Raw genomic sequence first — 26635 nt, forward strand, 5'->3', positions numbered from 1 at the left:
CGCTCAGTACAGCAATCTCGTCTTGACGGTACCCTTGACGTTTTTCAGCAGGTCGAAGGCCTGCCCGGAGAGCCGGCTGTCCACATCAAGCACCACATAGCCGATCCGCTCATTGGTTTTCAGATACTGTCCCAGCACGTTGATGTGCTTTTTGGACAGCAGCGCATTGATCTCGGAGAGCACCCCGGGTATGTTGTCGTGAATATGCAGCAGGCGGTGGGTATTTTCCTGGATGGGCACGCTGAGATCGGGTACGGTATGGGAGCCGAAGCTGGTGCCGGTTTCAAGGTATTGCAGCAGCTTGTTACCCACGTCCTCCCCGATATTGTACTGGGCCTCCTCGGTGGAGCCCCCGATATGCGGGGTAAGGATCACGTTGGGCAGCTGCTGCAGCGGGGTGGAAAATGATCCTCCGCTTTTCTCGGGCTCCTCGGGGAAAACGTCGATGGCCGCTCCCGAGAGCGATCCGTTTTCCAGGAAGGTCTTCAGGGCCGGCAGGTCCACTACATCCCCGCGCGAATAGTTGAGCAGGATAGCGCCTTTTTTGACCTGCTTGAGGGTGGTCTTGTTGATGATATTCCGGGTAGAGGCCAGTCCCGGTACATGCAGGGTGATGATATCCGAAGCGCCCAGCAGCTCTTTGAGGGTCTTTTTCTGCTCGGCATTGCCCATGGGCAGCTTCCGGACCACATCGTAATAAATGACATGCATGCCCAGGGCCTCCGCCAGCACGCTCACCTGGCTGCCGATATTGCCGTAGCCGATGATGCCCAGCGTTTTTCCGCGAAGCTCGTAGCTGCCCGCAGATTCCTTATACCATAAGCCCTCATGGGCGGCTTTGTTTTTGTCCGGGATGCGGCGGATCAGCATCACGGAAAGGCCCATGATAAGCTCCGCTACGGAACGCGTGTTGGAATAGGGCGCGTTGAACACCGCTACCCCCCTGCCGGTGGCCGCTTTCAGGTCCACCTGGTTGGTGCCGATACAGAAACAGCCGATGGCCTGCAGCTTGCGGGCGGCCTTCAGCACTTTTTCGGTAATATGGGTTTTGGAGCGGATGCCCAGCAGGTGCACATCCTTGATTTCGCGGATCAGCTCCTCTTCGCTGAGGGCTTTGGGGATCCTGACCACGTCGGGATATCCCGCCGTCTTAAAAATGGATGCAGCTGCGTCGCTGATCTTTTCAAGCAATAATATTTTGATCTTTTCTTTGGGGTAGCTGGTATGTTCTTTTTGGCCCATTTATTGTTTATTTACGCTAACAGAACGGAAAATCCTGTGCAAAGATAGCGTGGGATTAGATATCCTTATAGCGACAGCTCAAAATTTTGAACTTTTTTAAAAGGTGTTTGCGCTATCTTCGCGACTTTAACGGATTCTCCCGCACCTGCGAATTCCGTTTAAGAAGCCTGTTTTGACAATGAGAAGCATATTATTTCTACTGATTATAGCTTTCCCCGTATTGCTGATGTCTGCCTGCCAGTCCGGTGTAAGCCGGGAAGCCGGCCACCACCCCGGAAGAGAAGCCGAAGCAGAAGAGGCGTTCTATCATATTCCCACCCGCAAGGAAAAAAGAAGTATCCTGAATGCTGACGATACCAAGGAAATGGTACGGGGCCTGGATGACTTTTTTGACCATAAGCTGGGTCGTAATTTCAATGGCGCCATGCTGGTGGCTCGTAAAGGGGTGGTCATTTTTGAAAAATACAAGGGCTACGGCGATTTCTCCCGTAAGTCGCCCGTGAACAGCCATACCACCTTTCAGCTGGCCTCCACCTCAAAGCCCTTTACGGCCATGGGCATACTCTGGCTTCAGGAGCAGGGCAAGCTGAAGATCACGGACTCGGTGCAAAAATATTTTCCCGGCTTCGCCTATCCCGGGGTGACCCTCAAAACCCTGCTCAACCATCGCAGCGGCCTGCCCAATTATCTTTATTTCAGCGACGATCTCTGGAAAGACCGCTCCCGGCTGATGACCAACCAGGACGTGGTGGACCTGATGGTAAAACACCATCCCCGCCGGCAGTACCCGCCGGACACCCATTTCAGCTACTGCAATACCAACTACATTATCCTGGCCGCCATCATCGAGCAGGTCAGCGGAAAAAGCCTGGGCGCCTTTCTCAAGGCTACCTTCTTCGATCCCCTGGGCATGAAGGATACCTATGTATATAATCCCAATACGGACCCGCTGAATCCCATGCAAAGCCTCAGCTACGATTACCGGGCGGTACCCATTGCCAACGAATGCTTCGACGGCGTGGTGGGGGATAAAAACGTATACAGCACGGTCAACGACCTGCTGAAATGGGACCAGGCGCTCTACGGGGGAAAGCTGTTTTCCGACGCTACCCTCGAAGCGGCCTTCACCCCATACAGCAACGAGCATCCCGGCATCCGGAACTACGGCCTGGGATGGCGGCTGCTGGTGTACCCGGACAGCCTCAAGATGGTGTATCACAACGGCTGGTGGCATGGCAACACCTCCGTATTCTATCGCTTTATCAAAGACTCCACTACGCTGATCATCCTCAGCAACCGGTATAACAAGCTCGTTTACCAGGTCAAGCCGCTTTGGGATATCCTGCATGAAGGGGAAGGCGCCGCCTATGCGGGCGACGATTAGCAAAATTTCATCGCTGATACAATACTAACAGGGACTGTGCTTGTGATCGGGCAGCAGGTTTTCCCGGGTCCAGGTGATCCTGTTTTCAAAGGGGAATGACCGTACCGGGCATTCTTCCAGTATACAGTGCCTGCAGCAGGCCGGCACGCAGGGATCGCTGTGGATAAAGAACTCGGTTTCGCTTTGCGGGAAATGTTTGTCGATCAGCGCGGCCACCGCCTTCAGCTCCTGGTGGGCCTGGTTCAGATCATAATAATAAGGCAGCGTCAGGTGGCAGTCGATATGATAGTTATTGCCGTATTGCTGTATACGCATATTGTGTATATCGATCCACTGCCGGCGGCGGTTGGCGGAAAGCACTGCGATCACCTCGTCCATCATCTGCCGGTCCGTTTCATCCATCAGCCCCGACACCGCCCGCCGTATCAGCTTGTACCCCTTGCGCAGGATCAGCACGGCCAGAATCACCGAAGCCAGCGGGTCGACCCAGTGCCAGCCGGTAAACCGGATGACCAGCAGGGCGATGATCAGCGCGAAGCTGGACCAGGCGTCGGTCAGGATATGCTGTCCGTTGCCCCCGATGGTGATGGAGGGCAGTGCTTTTCCCGAACGGATCAGGAACAGTCCCAACAGCAGGTTCACCACGCCGGTGGAGCCCACCCAGAAGATACCCGTGCCGATGCGTTGCAGGGCATGGGGGAAAATAAAGTACTGAATGGCCTTGTAGAGGATCAGGCAGCCGGCTACCGAGATCATGGCCCCTTCAAAGCCGATAGAGAAAAATTCCACCTTGCCGTGTCCGTAAGGGTGGTTTTCATCGCGCGGCCGCGACGTCAACCATACGCTGTACAGGGCAAAAGCGCCCGCTACCACATTGATGATGGATTCCAGCGCATCGGACAGGATAGCCACGGAATGCGTGGTGACCCAGGCCAGGAATTTTACGGCCGTAAGCAGCACGCTTACCGCGAGGGAGATGAAGATTATCCGGATCTCTTTCCTTTTCAAAACATGGTTTTGCACGTCAAAAAAGCTGTTCCGGCTGCGCAAGGCAGCCGCCAAGACCGTTCAAAATTAACCATTGCACCGGCAAGCGCAAAATATAACCTCGGGGCGCAAATGCTGCGGCCAGCCCGTAAAGACGGGAAATATTCAAACTTCATTTATATTTTTGTGCGACCGTGCTATCCATCTCTCCCGTAGCCTAAAATAAAAACAGATGCACCGTCGGTTACTGCTGATCTTGTTTTTTCTGTTCATCCAGCTTACTGCCGGTACCGCCGCCCGGGCGGCCTTTATTTTTGAAAAGATCGTTTTGCCTCCGCAGTTCAACGGCACGCTCGTGCTCGATGCCGCTTATGATCAGGCGGGTATGCTTTGGCTGATCTCTAATAGCGGCCTGCTGCGCTACGACGGCGACAAGGTGATCTGTTTTAACATGCAGACCGTTCCGGCCGTCAATTATACCGGGTTCAACCGCATAATGGCCGATCATGCCGGGAACGTCTGGCTGGGGGGTAAGGAAGGCCTGCTGCGGTTCGACCTGAAAAGATGGACAGTGCAATCTGTCGCCTTTCGCCGGCCGGAAGATGCGGACGCGCCCAACGACAGGATGGTCGCCCGCATCTTTGAAACAAAAGACGGGCAGGTGCTGGCGGGGACCAAAGGCGGTAAGCTTTTCCTGGTCCGGAACGGGCAGCTGGAAAAACTATTTGATGCCCGCCGTTTTTTGGACAGTTCCTATCGCGACTGCGCCATCAACCAGATCAACCAGTCCGATGACGGCCTCCTCTGGCTGGGTACCGCCGCAGGCCGGCTGATACAGCTGGATATGTCCGGAAAGACTGGCCCGGTCGGCTACGGTCTTCCTGAGTTCAGGAACCTGAATATCTTCCGTATCGCGTGTGTTTCCGATGCGGTGCTTTTCAACTCAGAGACGTCCACCTATGTGCTGGACCGACGGACCGGGCATATCCGGCGGATGGAGCAGCCGCCCCTGTCTACTATCTCCTTTTGTGAGCTACAGGGTCATACCTTCCTGCTTACCGATAAGATATACGGTACCAACGGATGGCTCTCCGTTTTTGATTATCCGCAGCGGACCTGGACAGACAGCATTCTTACGCCTGCAGACGTATTGGCGGTAACGGCCAGCTACGGCAACAAGGCAATGCTTACCAACGGCGTGTCGCTCTATACATTGACCTGGCAGAATGACCTTATTCAGCAGCGGATGTACAGCGCCGCAAGAACCAACAGCATCCGCGCCATTTGTAAAGATATCCGGGGACAACTGCTGGTCGGCAGCTACCAGGATCATTTTGTAAAGCTGGATCCGCAAACGGGTACCGTCAAAAAAATGAATGCGCTTCAGCCCTATTGCTTTCTTTCCTGGAATGCCGACTCCATACTGATAGGGGAAGAAGGAAGCGGCTTGTTCTGGTACGAAAATGGCCGGACAACACCTGTTCGTTTCCCAAAAGAAGGAAACGGACAGGTAAGGCTGGATAATTTTGTGACCTGCCTGCAGCGCGAGACGGATGCTTGGGTATGGGTAGGCACCTATCACGGCCTGTATCTCGCGGACCTCCGCCACCGGGGTTCCCCCCGAATAATACAGGGCTCCCTGGCGCCCGTGATACAACAAACCAGGATATCGGATGTGTTGGCGTTGGGCGGGCGGCGCCTGCTCGCCACCGACGAAGGGTTGTTTTGTTTCAGCATGCAGGATACCATCGTGCGATCCTTCTCTGATACTTTACGACATCATGGCTTTTACAGTCTGCAAAAGATAAACAATGAAATCTGGGCGGCATCGGGCGACCTGGGCCTGGTTATCCTGGATACGGCAGGGCATATCTTAAAAACCATCGGTCTGAAAGACGGGCTGGCAGGGAATACCGTTTTTTCGTTGAAACGCTGGCGGGATTATCTGATTGCCGGTACAGAGCACGGGATCAGCGTTATCCGGCTTCCCGCCGGGGAAGATACCCTGGGTCCGCAGCGCATACACAACTATACGGTCTACGACGGACTTCCGTCCAACGAATGCAATACCTCTGCCCTTTTTGTGGCGGACAGTCTGGCCTATGTCGGCACCACCAATGGCATCGCCGTGTTCCGGCCCGACCGGCTCTTTGAGGCAAAAAACGATACTTCCCAGACTCCCCTTTATATTTCCGTTTTAAGGATAGAAGGACCGGACAAAACCGTGTATGTGGATTATTCCCTTCCCTACCGGGGGTATGACGAGATCCGTATTCCCGCGGGTACACCGTTTTTCTCGATTACTATTCATGCTGCATCAGCTACCAGCGGTACCCCGCTTTACGGGCAGCAGTATTACCGGCTTTCCGAAAAGGAGGCCTGGCATGAGATCACCGACCGGAACGATTTCTCTTTTGTCAACATGCGGCCCGGTAGCTACCGTCTTGAGCTGGCGGCAAGAGCTGCAGACGGCAGATGGATAGAAGGGCTTTTCAGCAAAGCCCTGTACGTGGCCCCGCTCTATTACCAGACGGGATGGTTCCGGATAGGGGTATTGCTGCTGGCTTTATGCGCCGTCGCGCTTCTGGTAGGGTTTGTGATCCGCTACCAGAAAAAGCAGCTCGAAAAAGAACGGAGCCTTCGTCTGAAGATCGCCGGTGATCTGCATGACGATGTGGGCAGTATGCTCACCGGGATGTCGCTTCAGGCTGATCTGCTCCTGCACGGGCGCGGAGGCCGGCAGCAGGAATACCTGCAGCGCATCGCCGATACGGGACGATCGGCCGTAAATATCATGGGCGATATCGTATGGTCCATAGATCCGCGGAACGACGATACCCGGAGCCTCGTCAGCCGGTTGAAAAGCTATGCAGAGACCCTGCTCTTCCCTGCCGGTATAGAGGTGGACTTCCAATGCGCGGGAGATGATGCCCCACAGCATCTTCCCCAACGGATACGGCAAAACGTCATGCTGATCTGTAAAGAAGCCCTCACCAATATCTGCAAGCATGCCGGGGCCACCAGGGTCAGCCTTTTGCTGTCCGACAACGATGGGTGGCTCTGCATCACCATTGCGGACAACGGCGGCGGCATGCCGGCGGAAAATAATGGCGGGCATGGTCTGCGTAACATGCAAATGCGTGCAGATGCCATCGGCGCAGTTTTGTATTTTCCCGAAACCCAGAAAGGCGTGACGGTGAAGCTGGAGGTGCCGGCCGGCAGGAAGGAAAAAAGAAACAGGCATTGAGCGGACGGCACAACTACCCTTTTGGGTAGGAAAGGCTACATGGGATCATTGTATTGTTGTGAATAAATGGCTCCGGAGTGGCTCCGGGAATGTCCTTTAAAGAAAAAGATGCAGGATGAGGAACATGGCGGTTATAGAAGATAACACAGGCATCCGGAAAACGTTATCGGATTTTTTTGGCGCAGAACCCGGCTTCTCCATCCTGTTCTCCTGCAATAGCTTTGAAGAATTCCGGGACCGGTGGAGCGACGAGCGCCTGGATATTGTATTGTGTGATATCGGGTTGCCCGGGAAGTCGGGTATAGAAGCCGCCTGGTATATCAAGGACCGCTCTCCGCATACCCAGGTGATGATGCTAACCGTCTTTGAAGAAAAAGAAAAGATATTCCAGTCGCTCTGTGCCGGAGCATCGGGATACCTGTTGAAAAGCGCTCCCCTGGCAGATATACGATCCGGCATCATCGACATCCTTGACGGCGGCGCGGCCATGTCGCCCAAGATCGCCAAACAGGTCATCGGGTTCTTTAGCCGGTCCCCGCGTATGACCGGCAATGCAGAAGCCGCTTCAAAGCTGACCTCGCGCGAGATAGAGATACTTTCCTTCCTGGAAGCGGGATGCCCCAACCGGGAAATCGCCGAAAAGATGTTCGTTTCCGTCGATACCGTGAAGTACCATATCAAGAACATCTACCTGAAGCTCCATGTGGGCAGCCGGGCCGAGCTTATTGCGCGCTACCGGAACCATCTCTGAGTCTCCCCTATCCTACTGTCACTATTCCCTGGTTAATCCGGGATTGAATCAATGCCGTCCGGCAAAAACTACCCCTTCGGGTAGGAAAAAATCCCTGCTCCGGTCTTTTCTTTACGACGCCTTATTTTACCCCAGCCATATGAAAAAACTTTACTCCTGTACTATCGAAACCTTCCGCCTGAAAATACGCAAAACCGGCCGTGTATTTCATGCTGCAGCAACAAGAGAAAGGAAGCTTCTCCGGCTTTTGCTTTCCGCATTTTTTCTGTGGAGCGGTATCGCTCTGATGCCGCTGAAAGCATCCGGGCAGCAAGCTACCCTGTGGAATTCAGATTATTTTGATGTAAGCTATAATACGGACGGAGGGTATATCCAGATATATATTCTTTCATATATAGACGATGACGACTCGCACCATGGCTTTATAGATAATGGGGACCAGTCGGGTCCGGGGGAGGTAAGCAGTCTGCTTTATTCTGTTGACGGCAGAAATTACAAGGTCCTGGCCACGTTCTCCCATGAAGGAGAAGACTGGAACCCCATGAAGATTGTTTTCAAAGACACGCGGGGACAGCGCGTTGAGGCGAAAGCTGCCACCCCTGTGCATTTCGTAAGAGATACGATCAAATGGTATGTAGGCAATACCAATAAAGACGTACGGTCTGTCAAGCTTCATATTGATAAATGGAACAGAAAAGGCAACGGAGGAGGAACAGGCGACGATCAGCTCAACATAAATGAGATCCGTAATATCACTATTCCCCAGCTCGGCGGTCTGAAGCCTGTTCATACCTTCCTTGAGAACGATTCGGTCAGACTGGAATGGAGCATGGACAGCAATGAACTGACTCCCTATTCCTCCGTCCGGATCAACACCAATCATACCACACTTTTTCAAGAGGGAACCGTGTCCTGGGTCAACGGAGTAGCGTCTTCCTCGGCCCGGCTGCCGCAGAGCGATACAGCCTGGGATTATTATTTCCATGCTTATGTGTACGACCGTTTCGGAGACTGGTATATCGATACGACCTATACTATACCGGGTATTACCCATCCTGACAGCATTAGGGCCGAATACAACAAGGAGACCAGTAAGATGGATATTACCTGGACCATCCCCAGGCCCGTCGGAGATCAGGTGGTTACCTCGCCTTTCAAGCTGCAGCGGGCGCTGAAACCTGACTTCAGCGATGCGACGGACATCGACCTTGCCTTATTCCCCGATCTCAAATACAATCGCGACTCCACAGCTTATACCTATGCCGATGATCCGCATGCGGAGGCATATTACCGGATAGACCGCGATTTCAATGAAGACTGGGGATGGAGTAAAGCAAAGTCCGTGCATGTTACCGCAAAGCACGCAGCCATCACCGCGGCCTCGCACCTGACGCTTTCGCTGGATGACGGTTCCGGGCACGCCGTATTGAACTGGGATACTACCGGGGTATGGACCGAAGGAGCGGCTTTTATCCTCACTCGTATAAATAAGACCGATGGCACATCCACGGATATCAGCCTCGGTAAAAAAGACTACTACAAAGGAGAATACATTGATTCCCTGGTAAGGCCCTGTAATGAATATTATTACAGGCTTCAGGTAAAACCGGCCGCTAACCTGGGATTTGAGACGGAAGATCCTTATCAGACCACCAACACTGTGCTGCCCGTACGGATCGGCGCCATTTCAGACCTCAGCGTTTCCAAAGGCTATTTTCCGGACCGGGTGGAGCTGAGCTGGAAAGCGGACGGCGGCTTCGACTATTATGTGGTCAAAAGAAAAGAGTATGGTTCCGCTGACAGCTATATACAGGTAGCCTCGATGCCCGCAACAGGGTCGGCCGAGAGCAGCCTGGACGACGCCAAGGCTATGCCGGGCATCTACTATGATTATCTCGTGATGGGGGCGGTGAGCTGTAATAATACCATCCGCTACTCCGATACCCTGCATGCCATCGGTTTCCGCAGTCCGACGGGCAGCCTAAACGGCCGGGTGGCTTATGAAAACGGGCAACCGGTCACAAATGTCAGCATACGGCTGCAAAATGAAGACAACACGGCCCTGGGGGAAAGCATCTATCTGAACGGCAATGCAGACAGCTATCTGAAGATTGCCCCCTTGCTTGCGCCCTTCGCAGATTCCGCCCTGACATTTGAGGCCTGGATAAAGCCCGATGATCCGATGCCGAAGAACCAGGTGATCTTCAGCCGGGATGGACAATACGAATTAGGATTTAACGGCAGCGGCCGGCTTTATTTTACTTACAACGGCGTTACGCTGACCGGCCCTTATGACAATAAGGATGGCACCTTCATCCATGTGGCGGGCATCCATCACCGGGACACCCTGATGATCATGCTCAACGATTCCCTCATCGCGCATACCGTCGTCTCTTTTTCTCCTTCATCCGATGCGGACACTGCCGTCTTTATCGGACGCAACGCCGCAGGAAACAATTTTACAGGATTTATAGATGAGGTAAGCGTCTGGAACCGGTCACTGACCCCGACAGAGATCGGGCGCGACTATACCCGCCTGCTGGCGGGCGATGAGCGGGGCCTGACCGCCTACTGGCGCTTTGATGAAACCATCGTCGACCAGTTTTACGATCTGTCTCACGAGGGCGATCACTACCACCGGAATGACGGTGTCATGAACCCCGATCAGGTCATACGCCGCAGGGACATCCCTACGCCGGGACAGCTCTCCCTAAAGGCCTACACCGATACCACCGGTAACTATGAGATCACCGGTATCCCTTATACGGGATCCAACGGTACAGTATACAGCATTGTGCCGCTGCTGGGAACCCACCAGTTCGATCCCGTGGAAGTGAAGCGTACGATTTCGGCAGCCTCTTCTTCCTATGTCGTGGACTTTACCGATAAATCTGCATTCCAGCTGGAGGGGCACATCTATTACAGGAACAGTACGGTGCCGGTAGAGGGGGTTCAGTTCCAGATCGACGGGAAGTACGCGCTGGAAGGCAACGGCGATCTGATCCAAACGGGGGCCGACGGGAAGTTCAAGCTTTCCGTGCCCGTCGGCACCCATAAGGTGCAGGCGGTAAAAAACAGTCATGTGTTCGTGAATGCCGGGAAGATCACCGACCGGTTGGGTAAAGACCTCAATTACCAGGGACCTGTCAGCGAGCGCATATTGTACGACAGCACCACCATAAGATTTGCCGGCAGGGTGGCCGGAGGCCCCGAACAGGAGGCCTATCCGCTGGGGCATTCGCTTTCCCGGAACAACCTCGGCAAAACGCTGAGCATCACGCTGACGCTACCCACCCAGGGGAAATATGAGCTGTCCACTGCAGACAGTACCGTCAGGAAAGATCACCTGCTGCCTTCCGGCGAGGGAGGCGATTCATCGCATATACATCATACCCGTATCAGCTGGCAGCCGGACCAGATCGTGATCTATCCGGATTCTGCGACCGGAGAATTTGTGGCCGACCTGATCCCCGTAGTCTTTAATGTGCAAAAAGTGGAAGCTACCGGATGGGGTAATTTGCTGGAAGGCGGCAATGCCGTCCAGCTGGACCTGAGCAACCGGTTTATCAAGGACAGCTCGGTATATAATTATGAAGACTCTGCCCAGTCTGCAGACGGCAGCTGGACCCATACGGCTTATTCCGACACTGTTTTTTACAATTATGCCTATAAATTCATCAAACGGCAGACGCCGCAGGTCAGCCTTGCCCAGCTCGATAACGGCGGTAACGAAAAGAATTATTTCGGCGATTCGCTGTATCATTCGCAATCCCTCACGGGCGGGGCGATCGAGATCCCCCTGTTGAAGCCGGCCGGCAAGAACGCAGACAGATATCTTTTTAACGGTCACCCGGTTTTTTCCCAGGCTGTGATGTATCATTTCCGGATAAGATCCTTTGAGGAATATCCTTTTTACGAACGCCAGGACGCGGACGGCACCAAGCATATCGCCCAACAGGATGGGAAAGATGTCATTGACCGTGTACCCACGCAGGACGGGAGCGTGAACATTCAGAACGAGCTCAGGGAAGGCGCGGTGGAAGCGGACACCCTGAGTCTGGACTCCAGCGGAACGGCGTATTATGATTTCGTTGCGGGCGAACCGGCTACTGCGCCGGGTGACCAGGGATTAAAACATTTCTCCTTTGTTGTCCGTTTCGGAGAGGCAACGGATGTCAGCTGGGCCTGGTTCGGCGACGAGAGCGGCATGCAGGCCATCGTCACCGGCAGCAAACAAACCGGTACCGATTTTGTGACGGCGGGTCCTAACCGGATGCTGATGATTCTCCGCGATCCGCCGGGGAATCAGAGTTATAGTTTTGCGGAGCAAGGAAGTACGATTACCAGTAGCACTACCTATTCGGGCTCAGTGGATAATGTGTCTGATGTGGAGCTGCTAACCCTCCTGGGACAGAAGGTGGTTACATTTGCCGGTGTTGGGGCAGGATTTATCAGTGAAAATCAAACGGATAACAATGCAGGGGCAAGTGTGCATGTCGAAGAGCATTATACACATACAGATACCAAAGCATCGGCAACCACGCTCATTACCCGCTTTCAGACCAGCGATGCGTCCACTTTTGTAGGCGCCCCTGCCGACTTGTTTGTAGGCTATTCTACCAATATTACCTATGGACAGAGTGATAACCTCGTTATCATCCCCAAAACGGAGCAGCGGGCAGGAGATTCCGTGATTTTTGATCCGGGGAACAATTACTTATTGGTCGAAAAAACCGGGATCAGCCTGGGTGAGCAGTTCGGAACCCTCTTTGCCTATCCCCAGCAGCATATCGAAACGGTGCTGATCCCCAACCTGAAAAAGGTAAGGAACAGTATTTTACTGCCCGCATCTACTACGGATGCGGCGGCGCAGGCCGCTGCCAATGCCCAAAACCAGGAGATTTATGTATCCAGATTATCTCCTGATGATGAAAACTTTGGCAGATCAAATAACGATCCGGTGTTCGGAGGAAGCGCGGAGCCGGCATTCGGAGGGGGGCCCAGTTATAAAATATTCTTTCCCCAGCACCCTGCCCTTGCCTATACCAATGATACGATCATGACGATCAACCAGTACATCGCACAGTGGACAGATGTGCTGAAAGACAATGAAAAACAAAAGCTGGAATCGGAAAAAATCGATAATATCTCCTTTCATGCAGGGAATACCATTACCCGGTCTGTAACCACTTCATCCTCTCAAACGAAAAGTAATTCTTTTAACATCATTGTTTCAGGAAGCCTCATATTGAATAGTGGTCTGGCCATAAACGGCTTCGGGCTGAAAGTAAGCGCAACCACCTCCCTTGGCACAACAGAGGGAGGCAGTATCGATCAAACCAGAGACAGTACATCCACGATCGGCTTCCAGCTGGCGGCCGGCGGCGTAGGCGAATACATCAGCCTGGATGTGAACAAGACCAAGGATGGCACATTGGCCTTCCGCACCAAAGGCGGTGAAACGGAATGTCCCTATGAAGGCGTGGACACTACGAAATACTACAACCCCGGAACCATCATCGGTCAGCCTACGGCCCAGATGGACAAACCCGAGATCACCGTGGACAATCCGGTCGTGAATAATGTGCCGGCCACCAAAAGCGCGGCGTATACGATTCATCTCATCAATGCCTCCGAAGCGGCCTGGTCCACCGATTTTGTGCTGGGCTACGGCAGTACGGACAGTGTCAGGGGCGCCAACATCTCGGTGGACGGCGTATCCATCGCTGCGGGAAGGAGCTATCCTGTTATTTACGGCGAGCCCGTTACCAAGGTCCTTACCCTCACCAAAGGACCGGATGCCATGGATTATAACAACATTCCCATTATCCTGCATTCTGCCTGCCAGTATGATCCCACCGGCTACCAGGCCACTATTGCGGATACGGTGTTCATCTCAGCGCATTTTGTGCCCTCCTGCTCCAATGTGAACATCAAATCACCGGCCGGCAACTGGGTGCTGAATACCCTGTCGCCCGTCAATTCCGGAGGGAAACGCTATCTTCCCGTAACCCTGGACCAGTTTGACGAGAGCAACAGCCTGTTTGATCATATCGAGCTCCAGTACAAGCCTGCTGCGGCCAGTCAATGGGTGACGGCGATGCAGTTTTTCCCGGACTCCACCTCCGACAGCTACCGGGAGGCGCAAGGCGCCAAGTCCGTGATCACCAACCCGGAAGAGATCAATTATGATCTGGTCATGGACGACGCCCTGTTCAGCGACCAGCGCTATGATGTGCGAGCCCTGGCCGTTTGCCGGCTCGGCCCCGGAAACCTGATCAACACGCCTTCCCAGGTGGTGAGCGGCGTCAAGGATACTTACTATCCCCGCCTGTTCGGCAGCCCCGAACCCGGCAACGGCATCCTGGGCGCCGGCGATGCCATAAAGCTTAATTTCAACGAGCCGATCGCGGCCGGTCTGCTCACGCCTACGGATTTCCAGGTGACCGGTATCCGCAATGGTGCGCAGGGCGACCATTCCGTTGCCGTATCGCTGGACGGGCAGCATGATTATATCCGGACCGAATTCGAAAAGAATCTCAGCGGCAGGGACCTCACCGCCGAAATGTGGGTGCTGCCGGATGCTTCCGGTAAAGGCACTCTGCTCAGCCACGGGGACGCCAATACGTCGCTTGAGCTTTCCCTGACGGAAGGTCATTACCTGCAGGTGTTTCTTGGCGGAAAGAAGATCACCAGCGACCAGCCGGTGGACTACCGGCCCGGGGAATGGGCGCATGTGGCCATGGTATATCATGCGGCGGACAGCAGCCTGTCCGCTTATTATAACTTCCGGGAGGTGATCCACGGCGTGACTGCCGGCAGCTATAATGGCACCGGTCCCTTCGAGATCGGACGCAGCATCAGCACAGCAGGTGACTATTTCGCCGGTAAGCTGCACGGTCTTCGGATATGGACCAAAGTGCTTCCCGCCACCACCCTTCAGACGGGCAGCCTTAAGCAGCTGTCCGGCGCGGAAGATGGCCTGATGGCCTTTTATCCCATGACGGAAGGTAAGGGTACTGTGATCTTTGATAAGGCCCATGGCAATAACGCCACCCTTACGGGTCAATGGACGACCCCGCCTGGAAAAGCGGAAAAACTTAACGGAGACGGGTATGTGAAGCTGTCTGCCGGCACGGTACCCGTCGATACCACGATGGATTATACCCTGGAATTGTGGTTCAAGGGCGATGCCGGACAGGCAGAGGCTGCGCTGGCCTCAAACGGCCGGGGCGACGGTACGGATCCCGGCGGATCAAAGAAGCTTTTCTTCCTGGGTTTTGAGAAGGGTAAGCTCACCTTTGAGAACAATGGCTTCAAAATGCAGGCCGACGGCAATTACCTGGATAACCACTGGCACCAGGTATCCCTGTCGGTCAACCGCAATTCCGGCGTCGCGCAGCTGTATGTGGACGGACAGCTGGCCAAATATGCCGATGCCCGGAACCTGGGCGGCATTGCGGCTCCCTATATTTATCTCGGAGCCCGCGGCGCATACAGCGATCCGGACGGAAGCACCCCGCACTTCGACCGTTACTTCACGGGATCGGTCGATGAGTTCCGGCTCTGGAATACCTATATGGGGCAGCCGTTGATAACGAAGAACAGTAATGTCCGCCTGGAGGGCGACGAGGTAGGGTTAATGGCCTATTATCCCTTTGAGACCTATTTTGACTTCCAGAACAACAAGGAAATGGGCTTTACGCTTGCCGACCAGAAAAAACAGGAAGACGACAATGTGCATGTTCCGGATGCGGTAGCATCCCATGCCTCGGAAAGCGACGATATGGCCCCGATCAAAGATCACGGGCCGGTAGAGAACCTGCAGTTCGATTATGTGGTGAACGACGATGCCCTGATCATTAACCTGGAAGAGCCGCGGCAGGCGGTGGATAAAACGATCGTGACCTTCCGGGTAAAAAATGCAAGAGACCAGAATGGCAATACGCTGGTATCTCCGGTTACTTGGACGGCCTATATTGACCAGAATCCCTTGAAATGGGGAGACGACGAGCTCAATCTGAAAAAAGACGTGGATACGGCCCTTCAGTTCACCTCCTATATCAGTAACAATGGGGGCAATATACAGCATTTTGTGTTGGATAACCTCCCCGGATGGCTGACGGCAGAGCCCGCTGAGGGCACGGTGGGTCCTGAAGGCCGGCAGCAGATCGTCTTCAAGGTGGCCGACGGGCTGAACATAGGAGCTTATAACGATATCGTATACATGCGGAACGATAACGGAGAAACCGAGTCGCTGGTCGTTAACCTGAAAGTAACGGGCCAGGAGCCGGACTGGAAAGTGGATCCCGGAGATTTTAAGTTCAACATGAACCTGTACGGCAAGATACGCATCAACGGTATTTTCTCGGTTGATGAGGGCGACATGCTCGCGGCTTTTATCAACGGCAAATGCATCGGCGTCACGCATAATACCTATTTCAAGGATAACGATCTCTGGTATGCTTTCCTGACCCTCTATGGAAATTCGGCCAAGCAGGAGGGTATCGAATTCCGCCTGTGGGACGCCAGTACCGGGAAGACGTATCTCGGCATTCCTTCCAGTGCCGTCTCCTTCTCGAACAATTCCATTGTGGGTACCGCCCGCGATCCGGTGATCTTTGATGGAAAGGAAATGCTGTTCCGCAATATCGGGCTGGATAAAGGCTGGAACTGGATATCCTTTGGCTTGGTCAACCCACAGCTCAGCATCGTAAAATCCACGCTGGTCAACGGTTCATGGCAGCCGGGGGACATTGTCAAGCATGACGAGCGCGGATTTGACCAATATTCTTCCACCGCAGGATGGGTCGGCTCCCTTCCGCAATTTGACAATACATCGCTCTTCAAGCTAAAAGCATCAACCGCCCAATCCTTCAGTATTTACGGTACGGTGCCGGATTTGAAGAAGATCCCGATCACGGTACGGGGAAGCCGTTGGAATTATATCAGCTATCTGCCGCCGGTCAACATGACGGTGAAGGAAGCCCTGGCGGATTATGATGCGGCCGACGGAGATGTGCTAAAATCACTGACCGGTTTTGCCATGTATGATTCCCGGAACGGATGGGTCGGTAACCTCAGCTTCCTGGAACCGGGGAAAGGATATATGCTTTACCGTACCGCCAAATCAGAAGCTACCTTTTTCTACCCCGCCACCGCAGGAAGCCTGGATATGCCGGCGACGGAGACAATAGAACTAAACAGGCTGGAAACGCCGGTGGATAATAATTATGCGTTTTCCGATAATATGACGGTAATAGCCGGTGTGGAAGGAGATATCACGCTGCAGCCCGGCGACCGGATCGCCGCCTATGAGGACGGGGAGCTGATGGGTGAAGCCCGGGCCGTGCAAAATAATGTGCTTCAGGCACCGTCCTTCTTCTTCAACATTTCCGGCAGCGAACGCCGCGATATCAGTTTCGGCGTACTGCGGAACGGTACCAGAATAGCTATATCCAGCACCGTTATACCTTATATGTCAAACAGCCGTATAGGACTGCTGGGCAGCCCCCTCAAGCTGCAGTTCAGGAAGACCGATCCATTGGTTATATCCAGCCATGTTAAGATCTATCCCAATCCCTTCAGCAGCAGGGTCAGCATTGAGGTTAGCTTTGGCAATGATAACGGCGGCAAAGCGCACCGGATAAGCCTGGACATCTATGACCTGACCGGACATCTTGTGTGGCGGCAAAGCGAAAAAGAGATCGGGGACGGATATTACAAGACGTATTGGAACGGGATTAACGAAGCCGGATCAGAGTGTGCCTCGGGTGTTTACCTTATCCGTCTGATGATAGACGGTGTCGCCGAAACCCACAAGGTCATCAAGGCAGAGCATATACATTAGTTGTCTTCGTCATCATCCGGTCATCTTAAATGGCTTTGAAATGAATAAATATATTTTATCCGCCGTGTTACTGCTGTTTGCTGCGGGCACCTATAGCTGCAAGAAACATAAGAATCCACCCAAGGTGCCGCCGCCCCAATGGAAGGTGGATACTTCCGGCAAGTATCCGGCCAGCATGACCGCCGTAGTGCGGATACCGGATTATCTGATGCAGCACGGCCAGCCCGGTGATCAGCTGGGTGCATTCATAAACGGGGAATGCAGGGGTATCGGAAAACTGATAAAGCTGGATGCCGGAGATGTCTATTTTGTGCTGATCATCGGGGAAGCCGCCGAGCAGGATAAGGTCAGCTTCAGCTATTACAGCGCTTACAGCTCCTATATGTACGGCACCTCTCCTTTTCTGGATTTTACCATGGATGGCAATTACGGAACGGCCGATCACCCGGAGAAGCTGGCGCTGACACCGGGTAAATAAAGCTACGGCCGGTAAGACGGGGAGCAGGCGGCATCTGCGCAGGCGGCCGGTTCGGGCCGATCAGCGCAGGCGCCGCCGGACCAGCTCTCCCAGCAGCCCGCCCAGGCCTACGCGTACACCCACGGCAGTCCGGTCGCGCGAGGGGTATCCCGCCACCACATCCACGCGGAGTACCTTGAAGATGTTTTCCAGCCCGGCGGATATTTCCCAGTAATTGTTCTGCGGATCGATATAGAAGGCATTCGCGCCCAGCACAAGGTTCCATTTTAACCGGTTAAAAAGGGGAATCCGGTTGGTCAGCAGCCCGTTGAGATGATATTCAGCATTTAACGTGGTATAAAATGGAGCAACGTTGCTGTACCGGTAATAGGGCGCCAGCTGAAAGCTGTTAAGATATTTGATATTGTAAAAGGTGCGGTTGCCGTTAAAATGCTGCATATCCGGCAGGCCAACCGATTTCCGGTTCAGAAAGCCGCCTGCCTGGACCTTGTAGCGGAGGGTTCCGAACAGCCGCATGTTGATATCATCCCGAATGTTAAAAAACCATTTATCATAATCCACGTCACTGCCGAGGAGGTTGGGAATGCCTTTCGTATACCCGAGACCGAAGACAGGCGCTTTGCTGCCTACGCTCATCTTGTAACGGGGATATTGGATATACTTTTGTCCGGGCTGGTAAGAAAGGCTCAGTCCTGCGCTCAGCGCCTGGTGATGTAAGAAAGGCCGCGTCGCCAGGTCTTCAGGATGGTTGGAAGAAAAGGATTTATCCGGATACCGGATCAGGCTGAAATCCGTTGTGTTCTGCAGCGGATAACGGTCTTCCCAGGTCAGGTCTGCCGACCAGGAAAAGCCGTTCTCATACCGCTTTCCTGCCTGCAGCGTTCCGAAATAGCTTTCATAGATTTTCATATAGTTTTCCTTTAGCAGCAGCGTGTACAGGCTGTTCGTCAGGCCGTTGATGGGGTTCTCGGGGTTAATCTGGCTGACCCGTTTCCCGCCGGAGAGCTGCCAGGTGATGGCCGACCGGGAGGGCGCCCGGTACAGCAGGTCCAGCTGTCCGTTCAGGTGGCGGTTGTTCCAGCCATACCGCACCGAGGGCGCTACACGCCAGGATGCGGCGCTGTCCGTATAACGGAAAAGGTCAAAGCCGGCTCCGGTGACGAAGCCCTCCACCGTGTTGTAGGACAGCTTTTTCAGCAGCGGCTGCCAGTGGAAGGTATAAGGTTGGCGCCGGTAAAAAGTATGACGGTATCCCCTCCAGAGCAGGTCCGTAAGACGGGGCGGCGGCTGATCCTGCTGCAGGGAATCGCGATAGTGCGGAGCTTGAAGCGAATCCCTGCGGACACGGGCCAGGCTGTCCTTCTGACGGAAGTTCCGGGCTTCGGCCCGTGCTAACGGTAGCGGGCGTATGCTGTCCCAATAATCGGGGCTGCGTTTATCGGCCAGCGAGTCGTAGGCCATGACGATGCGGCTGTCGAAGAAGTCCGGCGGGAACTGCGGATGCAGGTCGTAATCCGAGTACAGGCTTGCAAAGGCGCCCCGCAGATCGAAGTTCAGCATCTTCAGCTTGAAGGAGAGCGACTGGTTCCGGATCCGCCATATGCTGTCTCCCACCGGCGCATGGATCTGCCGGATCTCCAGCGAGTCGATGATCTGCAGCTGTTGCTGCCGGGTAACCATCAGGTCGAGGCTGTGGATCCGCCAGCTGTCGTCGGCGATGTTAAGATAGCCGGAGAAAAGCGGCTCGTGTTTCCTTTTCGGAAAAACCCGGATTTTGTTGATCACCTGCCCGTCTTCCATAAAGGTGCCCTCGAGGCGGTAGCGGTAATAATGCAGGGCCTGATCCGCGATAGGCGAGATATAGCCCCGCGGGAGCATCTGCCGCGAAAAGAGCGCCATGTTATTCTGGTAGAAATCGATAAAAACCGGGAAGTCGAACCCCAACCCTCCCCCGCTTTGCCGGGAGGAGATCACCTGCTGCCGGAAGCGCGGCGGTTGCGCCTGCCGGCTGATGCTGCTCAGCGATTCGGATAAAAAGAGGATCCCCGAGCGCGTGGAGTCAAGCACCTCCCCTTCGTAATCCACCTTTTCTCCCATAAACTTTTCGGGACCCTTGTTGAGGTGCACTACGTCTTTTATATACAGCCGGCAGGCATAGTCTTTTACCTGGTTTTCATAAAAAGGCCGCTTGCGGATGGCTTTCCGGATGATGGCATAGGCAGGGTCCTCCCCGCCCTGGATGACCACCTCCCGCATCTGCACCTGCTCCGGCTGCATCCGGAAATCGAGCTGAAGGCGTTTATCCGTGAGGGTGAAGGACGATTCGGCCCGGGCATATCCCAGGTAACGGCAGATCAGGGTGTATGACCCGGGCGGCAGCTCCAGTGCATAACGTCCCTGTTCGTTGGTGGTGGCGCCGAGGGTGCTGTTTTTCAGATATACTCCCGCGTAAGGAAGGGGATCGCCCTGCAGATTGGTGACGGTACCGCTCACCACCTGTTTCTGCTGCGCATGGCAAAGCCGGGAAAGACAAAAGCTGATCAGGAAGAAGGAGCGGGTAAAGCGCTTCATATCAAGCGCCCCCTTATTTTATTCCGAATGCTTTTTTCAGCTTACCGACATAGTCCAGCTTCTCCCAGGTAAACAGTTCTACCTTTACCGTTTTTTTCTTTCCTTCGGGGGTTTCGAAGTGCTTGGTCACTGTTTCGTTCTGCCGGCCCATATGACCATAAGCGGCTGTTTCGGAATAGATCGGGTTGCGCAGCTTCAGCCGTTGCTCGATAGCGTAGGGACGCAGATCGAAGATCGTTTCCACCTTTTTTGCGATTTCCGCATCGCTGAGGTTTACCCGGGCGGTGCCGTAGGTATTGACGTTAAAGCCGCAGGGCTTGGCTACGCCGATGGCATAGGATACCTGTACCAGCACCTCTTCGCAGACGCCGGCCGCTACCAGGTTCTTGGCAATATGGCGCATGGCATAAGCTGCGGAGCGGTCTACCTTGGAAGGATCCTTTCCGGAGAAAGCGCCGCCGCCATGGGCGCCTTTGCCGCCATAGGTATCTACGATGATCTTACGGCCGGTAAGACCGGTATCGCCATGCGGCCCGCCGATCACGAATTTGCCGGTAGGGTTCACATGGTAGGTGATCTTGCCGGTGAAGAGCCGCTGTAGCGCCGGGGGCAGCTGCTTTTTTACACGGGGGATCAGGATGTTGATCACGTCCCGGCGGATCTTTTCGGACATCTTGGCGTCTGTGTCAAATTCGTCGTGCTGGGTAGAGATCACGATGGTATCTATCCGGACGGGCTTGTGATCGTCGCTGTATTCTATGGTTACCTGCGATTTGGCATCGGGGCGCAGGTATTTGATCTGCTTGTTTTCCCGGCGAAGCGCAGCCAGCTCGATCAGGAGCTTATGCGCCAGGTCCAGTGCGAGGGGCATATAATTTTCCGTTTCGCTGCTGGCATAGCCGAACATCATTCCCTGGTCGCCCGCCCCCTGCTCTTCCTTCTTTTTGCGGACCACGCCCTGGTTAATGTCTCCTGACTGCTCGTGGATGGCGGAGAGCACGCCGCAGGAGTGGGCCTCGAACATGTACTCGCTTTTTGTATAGCCGATACGTTTTATCACGTCGCGGGCAATCTTCTGCACGTCCAGATAGGTGTTGGATTTTACTTCGCCGGCCAGGACCACCTGCCCGGTCGTGACCAGCGTTTCGCAGGCCACCTTGGCGTCGGGATCGAATGCCAGGAAGTTGTCGATGAGGGCATCTGAAATCTGGTCGGATACTTTATCGGGATGTCCTTCCGATACCGACTCTGAGGTGAATAAATATGGCATGGCCGGGTGAATTATGGGTGGTTGTTACGTTGTTGCAGATTGTGTCGGAGTAGCGGTTATCTTAATTTTGTATAGATCACTTTCAGCTTCATAGGGACCTCATCGTTATTGCCGCCGCCCAGGACTACCCGTCCGTGGTTGTAGCTCAGCCCGGCTGCATTGTAGATCTGCAACTTGAAGCCGAAGTTGACTTCGGGGGTTCCTTCCCGGTCGGAGATCAGGTGCTGCATAAAGCGGGAAATGTTCAGCTTGTATTGCGTCAGCTGCACGCCGTTGACCGTAGTGCTGCCCTTAAAGCCTCCGAAGCCGGCCAGGTTGCTGAAGGCATAGCCGCCGGTGGAGAAATCCTGGTAAGCTCCGGCGTCCACCACAAACCCAAGGCTGTCTCCTCCTTTGTACTGGAAGAGGAAAAGCTCATTGGGGGCGTTATATATCTCTTTCTGGCTGTTGGCCGTGTTGGCCTGGGTCATGATCAGCTCGGCGCTGTTGATGATGGCATTCGGGAACTGCTTCAGGTAAGGTATCTGTACGTCTACGTACAGCCCGGGCCGTTCCTGAAGGTACAGCAGCTTGTCTCCTTCCGGCTGGGGACCGTTGAAAGCGGTTTCGGCTTCGGTGCCGCTGTAATTACGATGGATATAATTGGCGGTAGCGGAGGTGTTGCCGACGGGGAAGAACGCCGTCAGCGAATCGTCGGTGCTGTTGTGATAAAAAACCGTCATGCCGGTGACGTCGGCGGAAAGATCGAGGTACACGAGCGACTTACGGCCGGCTGTAGCGGAATCCGGCACCAGCGCAAAGCCGTTCAGGAACTTCTGAAAGGCGGAGTCGTTATAGAAGGCCCCCTCGGAGCTCTGTTGCCCCAGTTCCTGGGCAAAGGCATTGCTCAGCGGGATACGGAGCTGCGGGGCATCCTTTATATTCCAGATAGTGACCGAATCCTGCAGGGTCTTTGGCGTTACCGTAACGTTGCCCAGCGGATTGCCCTGGTCGATATGGAACTGCTGGGAAGCATAGAAGCGGGATAAGGTAGAATCGTTTTCGGCAAGCTTAAAGGCCGGATCGTTGATCCGGTAGACGGTGTATTGCTGCGGACCCAGCGAATCGCCGTAATATCCCGTAAAGCTGAAGGACAGCACGGCAGAGTCTATGGATACGTTGTCACCGGTGAACTTGAACTCGCTGCTGCTGAGTCCCAGCTGCGTATAGGCAATGCCGGTGGTGGTGCCAAAAACGGGGTCGCCGTTGATGGCGCCTACGGTCATTTCCGGAGTGGCGCTGGTCAGCAGCGAGTCCGGTTTGTATACCGTATGGGCGATGACAGTAAAAGTATCGGTCTGAAAGGTGTTGATGTTGTCAATGCCGGGGATCAGGTCCTGCCCCAGTATGGTGGATTCGTTACAACCTGAAAGGGCATAGGCAGCGGCAGCCGTAATGGCGGTAATGGCAGCCAGCCTCCGGAAAGCCCTTTGTTTCTGGGAAAAATTGATCGTCCTGTTCATAAAATGTGGGCATCGTTATGGCCGCTTACCGGTATCAGGCATCCGCCAGCTGATGATACAGCTGCAGATAGTCTGCCAGGTCCTCGTTGTTTTTCTGATAAGGTAAAATGATCTTTCCTTTTTGCTTTTTCAGCTCTTCCACCAGCGACTTGTCGGCTTTTTCCCGGAGGATCACCGCATCCGCATATTTGGCAGCTCCCCTGTTCAGGGCTGCATGGGAGCCTTCTTTATAAGCTTCGATATCCTTGGCTTTGATCTGGTTGCTGATGGTCGCCTTTTTAATAAAGGTTCCCCCCAGCTTTTCCCGGAACTGGTCCGGCTCCAGCGTATAGGCTACTTTGGTGTGGGCAAAAACGGGCTCCTTCTTGTAAGCCGTTTTCAGGTATAAGGGGATCAGCGAGGTCATCCAGCCGCTGCAGTGGATGATATCCGGAGGCCAGCCGAATTTTTTTACGGTTTCCAGCGCGCTTTTGCAAAAGAAGACCATCCGGTTGGCGTTATCGTCAAACCATTGTCCGTCCTCGTCATGAAAAACGGATTTGCGTTTGAAATAGTCTTCATTATCCATGAAATATACCTGCAGCCTTGCATTCGGAAGCGAGGCCACCTTGATAATAAGCGGAAAATCATCGTTATCGATAATAATATTGATACCCGACAAGCGAACTACCTCATGCAACCTGTGCCGGCGCTCATTGATTATCCCGAAGCGGGGCATGATTACCCTCACTTCCAGACCTGTTTCATTTGCTTTTACCGCCAGTGCGTTGACTAAAGCTGCATAATCAGTCAGTTCCAGGTAAGGCGACATCTCCTGGGCTATAAACAAAATTCGTTTCTTTGTGGACATTTACGGTGTATTATAGCAGAGATTGGTTATACGGGGAGCAAAATTACAAATTTTTCCGGTAATCCCGGGCGGCGCAACGTCGAAAGCGTCAATTTTAAGAGAATGTTAAGATTTTCCGATAAGCGCAAAATATTCTAAACCATTTCACACCATATGCTTTTATTCCATCAATCCTCTCCCCTGCAAAGCTGGCTGGCCCGGCAGCGGGACGGGGAGGCCAGGGTCGGTTTTGTCCCGACGATGGGCGCCCTCCACGAAGGACACCTTTCCCTGGTGCGGGCGGCGCGTGAGAAGGCAGAGATCGTCGTCTGCAGCATTTTTGTAAACCCCACCCAATTCAATGACCCTGCGGATTTCGAACATTACCCCGTAACCCTGGACCAGGATATCGCCCTGCTCGCCGATGCCGGCGCGGATGCGGTTTTTCTGCCCGATGTGGCGGTCATGTATCCCGAAGGCCTGGAAGCTGCAAAAAAGCATTCGCCCTACGATTTTGGCCGGCTGGAAAAGATACTGGAAGGGAAATACCGGCCCGGCCATTTTCAGGGTGTGGGACAGGTGATGCACCGGTTGCTGGACATCGTGCAGCCCGATCTGTTGTTCATGGGGCAAAAAGATTATCAGCAGTGTATGGTTATCAGCAGGTTGATCAACCTGTTGAATATTAAGGTCAAACTGATTACCTGCCCTACCCTGCGGGAGCCCGGCGGGCTGGCCATGAGCAGCCGCAACCGCCGGCTTTCTCCGGAGCAGCGCCGGCAGGCGGTGCTGATCCACGATGTGCTGCAGGACGTGAAGAAGCACATAGCCGATACCGCGCCTCCGGTTTTATGCCGCCGGGCATCCGGCCGGCTTGAAGCGGCGGGCTTCGAAGTGGACTATGTCGCTATTGCCGACGCCGAAACGCTGGAGCCGCTCGAAGAAAGACAGGCCCGGCCGATGATAGCGCTGATTGCGGCAAAGACCGGCAATGTACGGCTGATCGATAACATGCGGTTGGATTAGCATTTTCTTTACCTTTGCAGTATTATGCAGATCGAGGTATTAAAATCGAAATTACACCGTGTCACCATTACAGAGGCCGATCTGAATTACATCGGAAGCATCACGATCGATGAGGATCTGATGGATGCGGCCATGCTGATCGAAAACGAGAAGGTGCAGGTAGTGAATGTCAATAACGGAGCGCGTCTTGAAACCTATATCATCAAAGGGAAACGCGGCTCGGGCGTGGTTTGCCTGAACGGGCCGGCGGCCCGCCTGTGCGCGGTCGGGGATACGGTAATTGTGGTCTCCTATGCGATCATGGAGCTGGAAGAAGCCAAACGTTATAAGCCGGTCCTCGTGTTCCCGCAGTCCGGCAACAAGCTATCCTGATCCGGCTTCCTGCCTTATACCGGTATACCGGTGGTTCGGGTCACGCGTTTCAAAGACGAGGAAGGCATGAAGCAATACGCAGGAAAGATTCTCAAGTTTATATTGTTCTTCGGACTGGGCATCCTGCTGATCTGGCTGGCGACCTACCAGCTTACTCCTTCGCAGCGGGAAAATATCCGTACCGCATTTTATGAGGCGCATTACTGGGTGCTGGTGCCGGTGCTGCTGATCGGCGTGGCCAGTCATCTTTTACGGGCCTGGCGCTGGCGGCTGCTGATGTATCCCATGGGTTACCGGCCTTCGCTTTGGAATGTATTTGCCGCCGTAATGATCGGCTATCTGGCCAACCTGGCCATTCCCAGGATGGGCGAGGTTACTCGCTGCGGCGTGCTGGCGCGCAACGGGAAGATACCCGTAGACCGCCTGATCGGTACCATGATTGCCGAAAGGGCCGTGGACCTGCTGAGCCTGGCGGTGATCCTGCTGGCGGCCGTAGGCTCGCAGCGCGCTGTGCTGGGCGCTTTTTTTAATCACAATATCGTCCGGCCGCTTGTCTATCATTTCCGTCCCGGGGCCGATTACCGCGGCATGCTGCTGATCGTTGCAGTAGTAGTGCTGCTGTGCCTGGGTTACCTGCTTTTACGGCTTTTCAGGGCTACCCGCTGGTACGGTAAGCTGCGCAGCATCCTGCGGGGCATACGCGAAGGCCTGGTATCCCTGGGCCGGCTGCAGCACAAAAGCTGGTTCTTCCTGTCCACCATCCTGATCTGGATCGCTTATTTCCTGATGATGTATATCGGCTTTCTTGCCCTGGATGATACCGCCGGGCTGGGTTTGCCGGTGGCGCTGGCGGTGCTGGGCTTCGGGAGCATCGGCATGGTGCTCACCCAGGGCGGCATCGGTGCTTACCAGCTGCTGGTGGCCAAAACCCTCACCTTGTATGGAATAGCCGAGGGCGTGGGATATGCCTTCGGCTGGATCAGCTGGCTGGCCCAGACCCTGCTCATCGTGGTACTGGGGCTCGGCTGTCTTTCCATTCTGCCTTTCCTGAAACCCGGCCGGCGGGCCAAAGCTTAATGATTTCTTAACATGCCACTGTCTATTTGTTGTTTATCTTAAGGGCTTA

At 54.2% G+C, this 26635-nt stretch carries 14 protein-coding genes; 8 read left to right on the forward strand and 6 right to left on the reverse strand.

Annotated features, from left to right (window positions below; translation table 11 throughout):
- Positions 1–3: 3 nt before the first annotated feature.
- The gene (gene serA / locus ABD851_RS05885; RefSeq protein ID WP_344976933.1) at positions 4–1242 is read right to left on the reverse strand and encodes a phosphoglycerate dehydrogenase; all 1239 of its coding nucleotides are present in this window, start codon (positions 1240–1242) and stop codon (positions 4–6) included.
- Between the two features lie 178 nt (positions 1243–1420).
- Between serA and ABD851_RS05890 the strand changes: the two genes are divergently transcribed.
- Complete coding sequence (locus ABD851_RS05890; protein WP_344976937.1) at positions 1421–2626, forward strand: serine hydrolase domain-containing protein; 1206 nt, start codon at positions 1421–1423, stop codon at positions 2624–2626.
- Between the two features lie 24 nt (positions 2627–2650).
- On the opposite strand, the gene ABD851_RS05895 is transcribed toward ABD851_RS05890, so the two are convergent.
- Positions 2651–3634 (reverse strand): cation diffusion facilitator family transporter, encoded by a 984-nt coding sequence (locus tag ABD851_RS05895; RefSeq protein WP_344976940.1) that lies wholly within the window; start codon positions 3632–3634, stop codon positions 2651–2653.
- 211 nt (positions 3635–3845) lie between these two features.
- Between ABD851_RS05895 and ABD851_RS05900 the strand changes: the two genes are divergently transcribed.
- The 4 genes from ABD851_RS05900 (at position 3846) to ABD851_RS05915 (ending at position 17939) form a co-directional block, all read left to right on the forward strand.
- On the forward strand, positions 3846–6860 hold the full coding sequence (locus ABD851_RS05900; protein WP_344976943.1) for a sensor histidine kinase: 3015 nt from the start codon (positions 3846–3848) through the stop codon (positions 6858–6860).
- Between the two features lie 115 nt (positions 6861–6975).
- Complete coding sequence (locus ABD851_RS05905; protein ID WP_344976946.1) at positions 6976–7611, forward strand: response regulator transcription factor; 636 nt, start codon at positions 6976–6978, stop codon at positions 7609–7611.
- Between the two features lie 139 nt (positions 7612–7750).
- Positions 7751–17461, forward strand: a complete 9711-nt coding sequence (locus tag ABD851_RS05910; protein ID WP_344976949.1) for a LamG domain-containing protein — start codon at positions 7751–7753, stop codon at positions 17459–17461.
- Between the two features lie 40 nt (positions 17462–17501).
- Positions 17502–17939, forward strand: a complete 438-nt coding sequence (locus ABD851_RS05915; RefSeq protein ID WP_344976952.1) for a hypothetical protein — start codon at positions 17502–17504, stop codon at positions 17937–17939.
- Positions 17940–17999: 60 nt separating this feature from the next.
- On the opposite strand, the gene ABD851_RS05920 is transcribed toward ABD851_RS05915, so the two are convergent.
- From ABD851_RS05920 to ABD851_RS05935, 4 genes are read right to left on the reverse strand one after another with little or no spacing between them, the layout of a single operon-like run.
- A complete protein-coding gene (locus ABD851_RS05920; protein WP_344976955.1) occupies positions 18000–20510 on the reverse strand; it encodes a DUF5686 and carboxypeptidase regulatory-like domain-containing protein in 2511 nt (836 codons plus the stop codon).
- 13 nt (positions 20511–20523) lie between these two features.
- Positions 20524–21780, reverse strand: a complete 1257-nt coding sequence (gene metK, locus ABD851_RS05925; protein WP_344976958.1) for a methionine adenosyltransferase — start codon at positions 21778–21780, stop codon at positions 20524–20526.
- Between the two features lie 56 nt (positions 21781–21836).
- A complete protein-coding gene (locus ABD851_RS05930) occupies positions 21837–23282 on the reverse strand; it encodes a DUF4270 domain-containing protein (RefSeq protein WP_344976961.1) in 1446 nt (481 codons plus the stop codon).
- Between the two features lie 34 nt (positions 23283–23316).
- Positions 23317–24132: a glycogen/starch synthase gene (locus tag ABD851_RS05935; protein ID WP_344976964.1), complete on the reverse strand. Its 816-nt coding sequence runs from the start codon at positions 24130–24132 to the stop codon at positions 23317–23319.
- 153 nt (positions 24133–24285) lie between these two features.
- On the opposite strand from ABD851_RS05935, the gene panC reads away from it, so the two are divergent.
- The 3 genes from panC (at position 24286) to ABD851_RS05950 (ending at position 26586) form a co-directional block, all read left to right on the forward strand.
- The gene (gene panC, locus ABD851_RS05940; protein WP_344976968.1) at positions 24286–25137 is read left to right on the forward strand and encodes a pantoate--beta-alanine ligase; all 852 of its coding nucleotides are present in this window, start codon (positions 24286–24288) and stop codon (positions 25135–25137) included.
- Between the two features lie 24 nt (positions 25138–25161).
- Complete coding sequence (gene panD / locus ABD851_RS05945) at positions 25162–25509, forward strand: aspartate 1-decarboxylase (protein ID WP_344976971.1); 348 nt, start codon at positions 25162–25164, stop codon at positions 25507–25509.
- Between the two features lie 66 nt (positions 25510–25575).
- A complete protein-coding gene (locus ABD851_RS05950) occupies positions 25576–26586 on the forward strand; it encodes a lysylphosphatidylglycerol synthase transmembrane domain-containing protein (protein ID WP_344976974.1) in 1011 nt (336 codons plus the stop codon).
- Positions 26587–26635: the final 49 nt, after the last annotated feature.

Source organism: Compostibacter hankyongensis (genome assembly GCF_039541075.1).
Classification (GTDB): Bacteria; Bacteroidota; Bacteroidia; order Chitinophagales; family Chitinophagaceae; genus Compostibacter; species Compostibacter hankyongensis.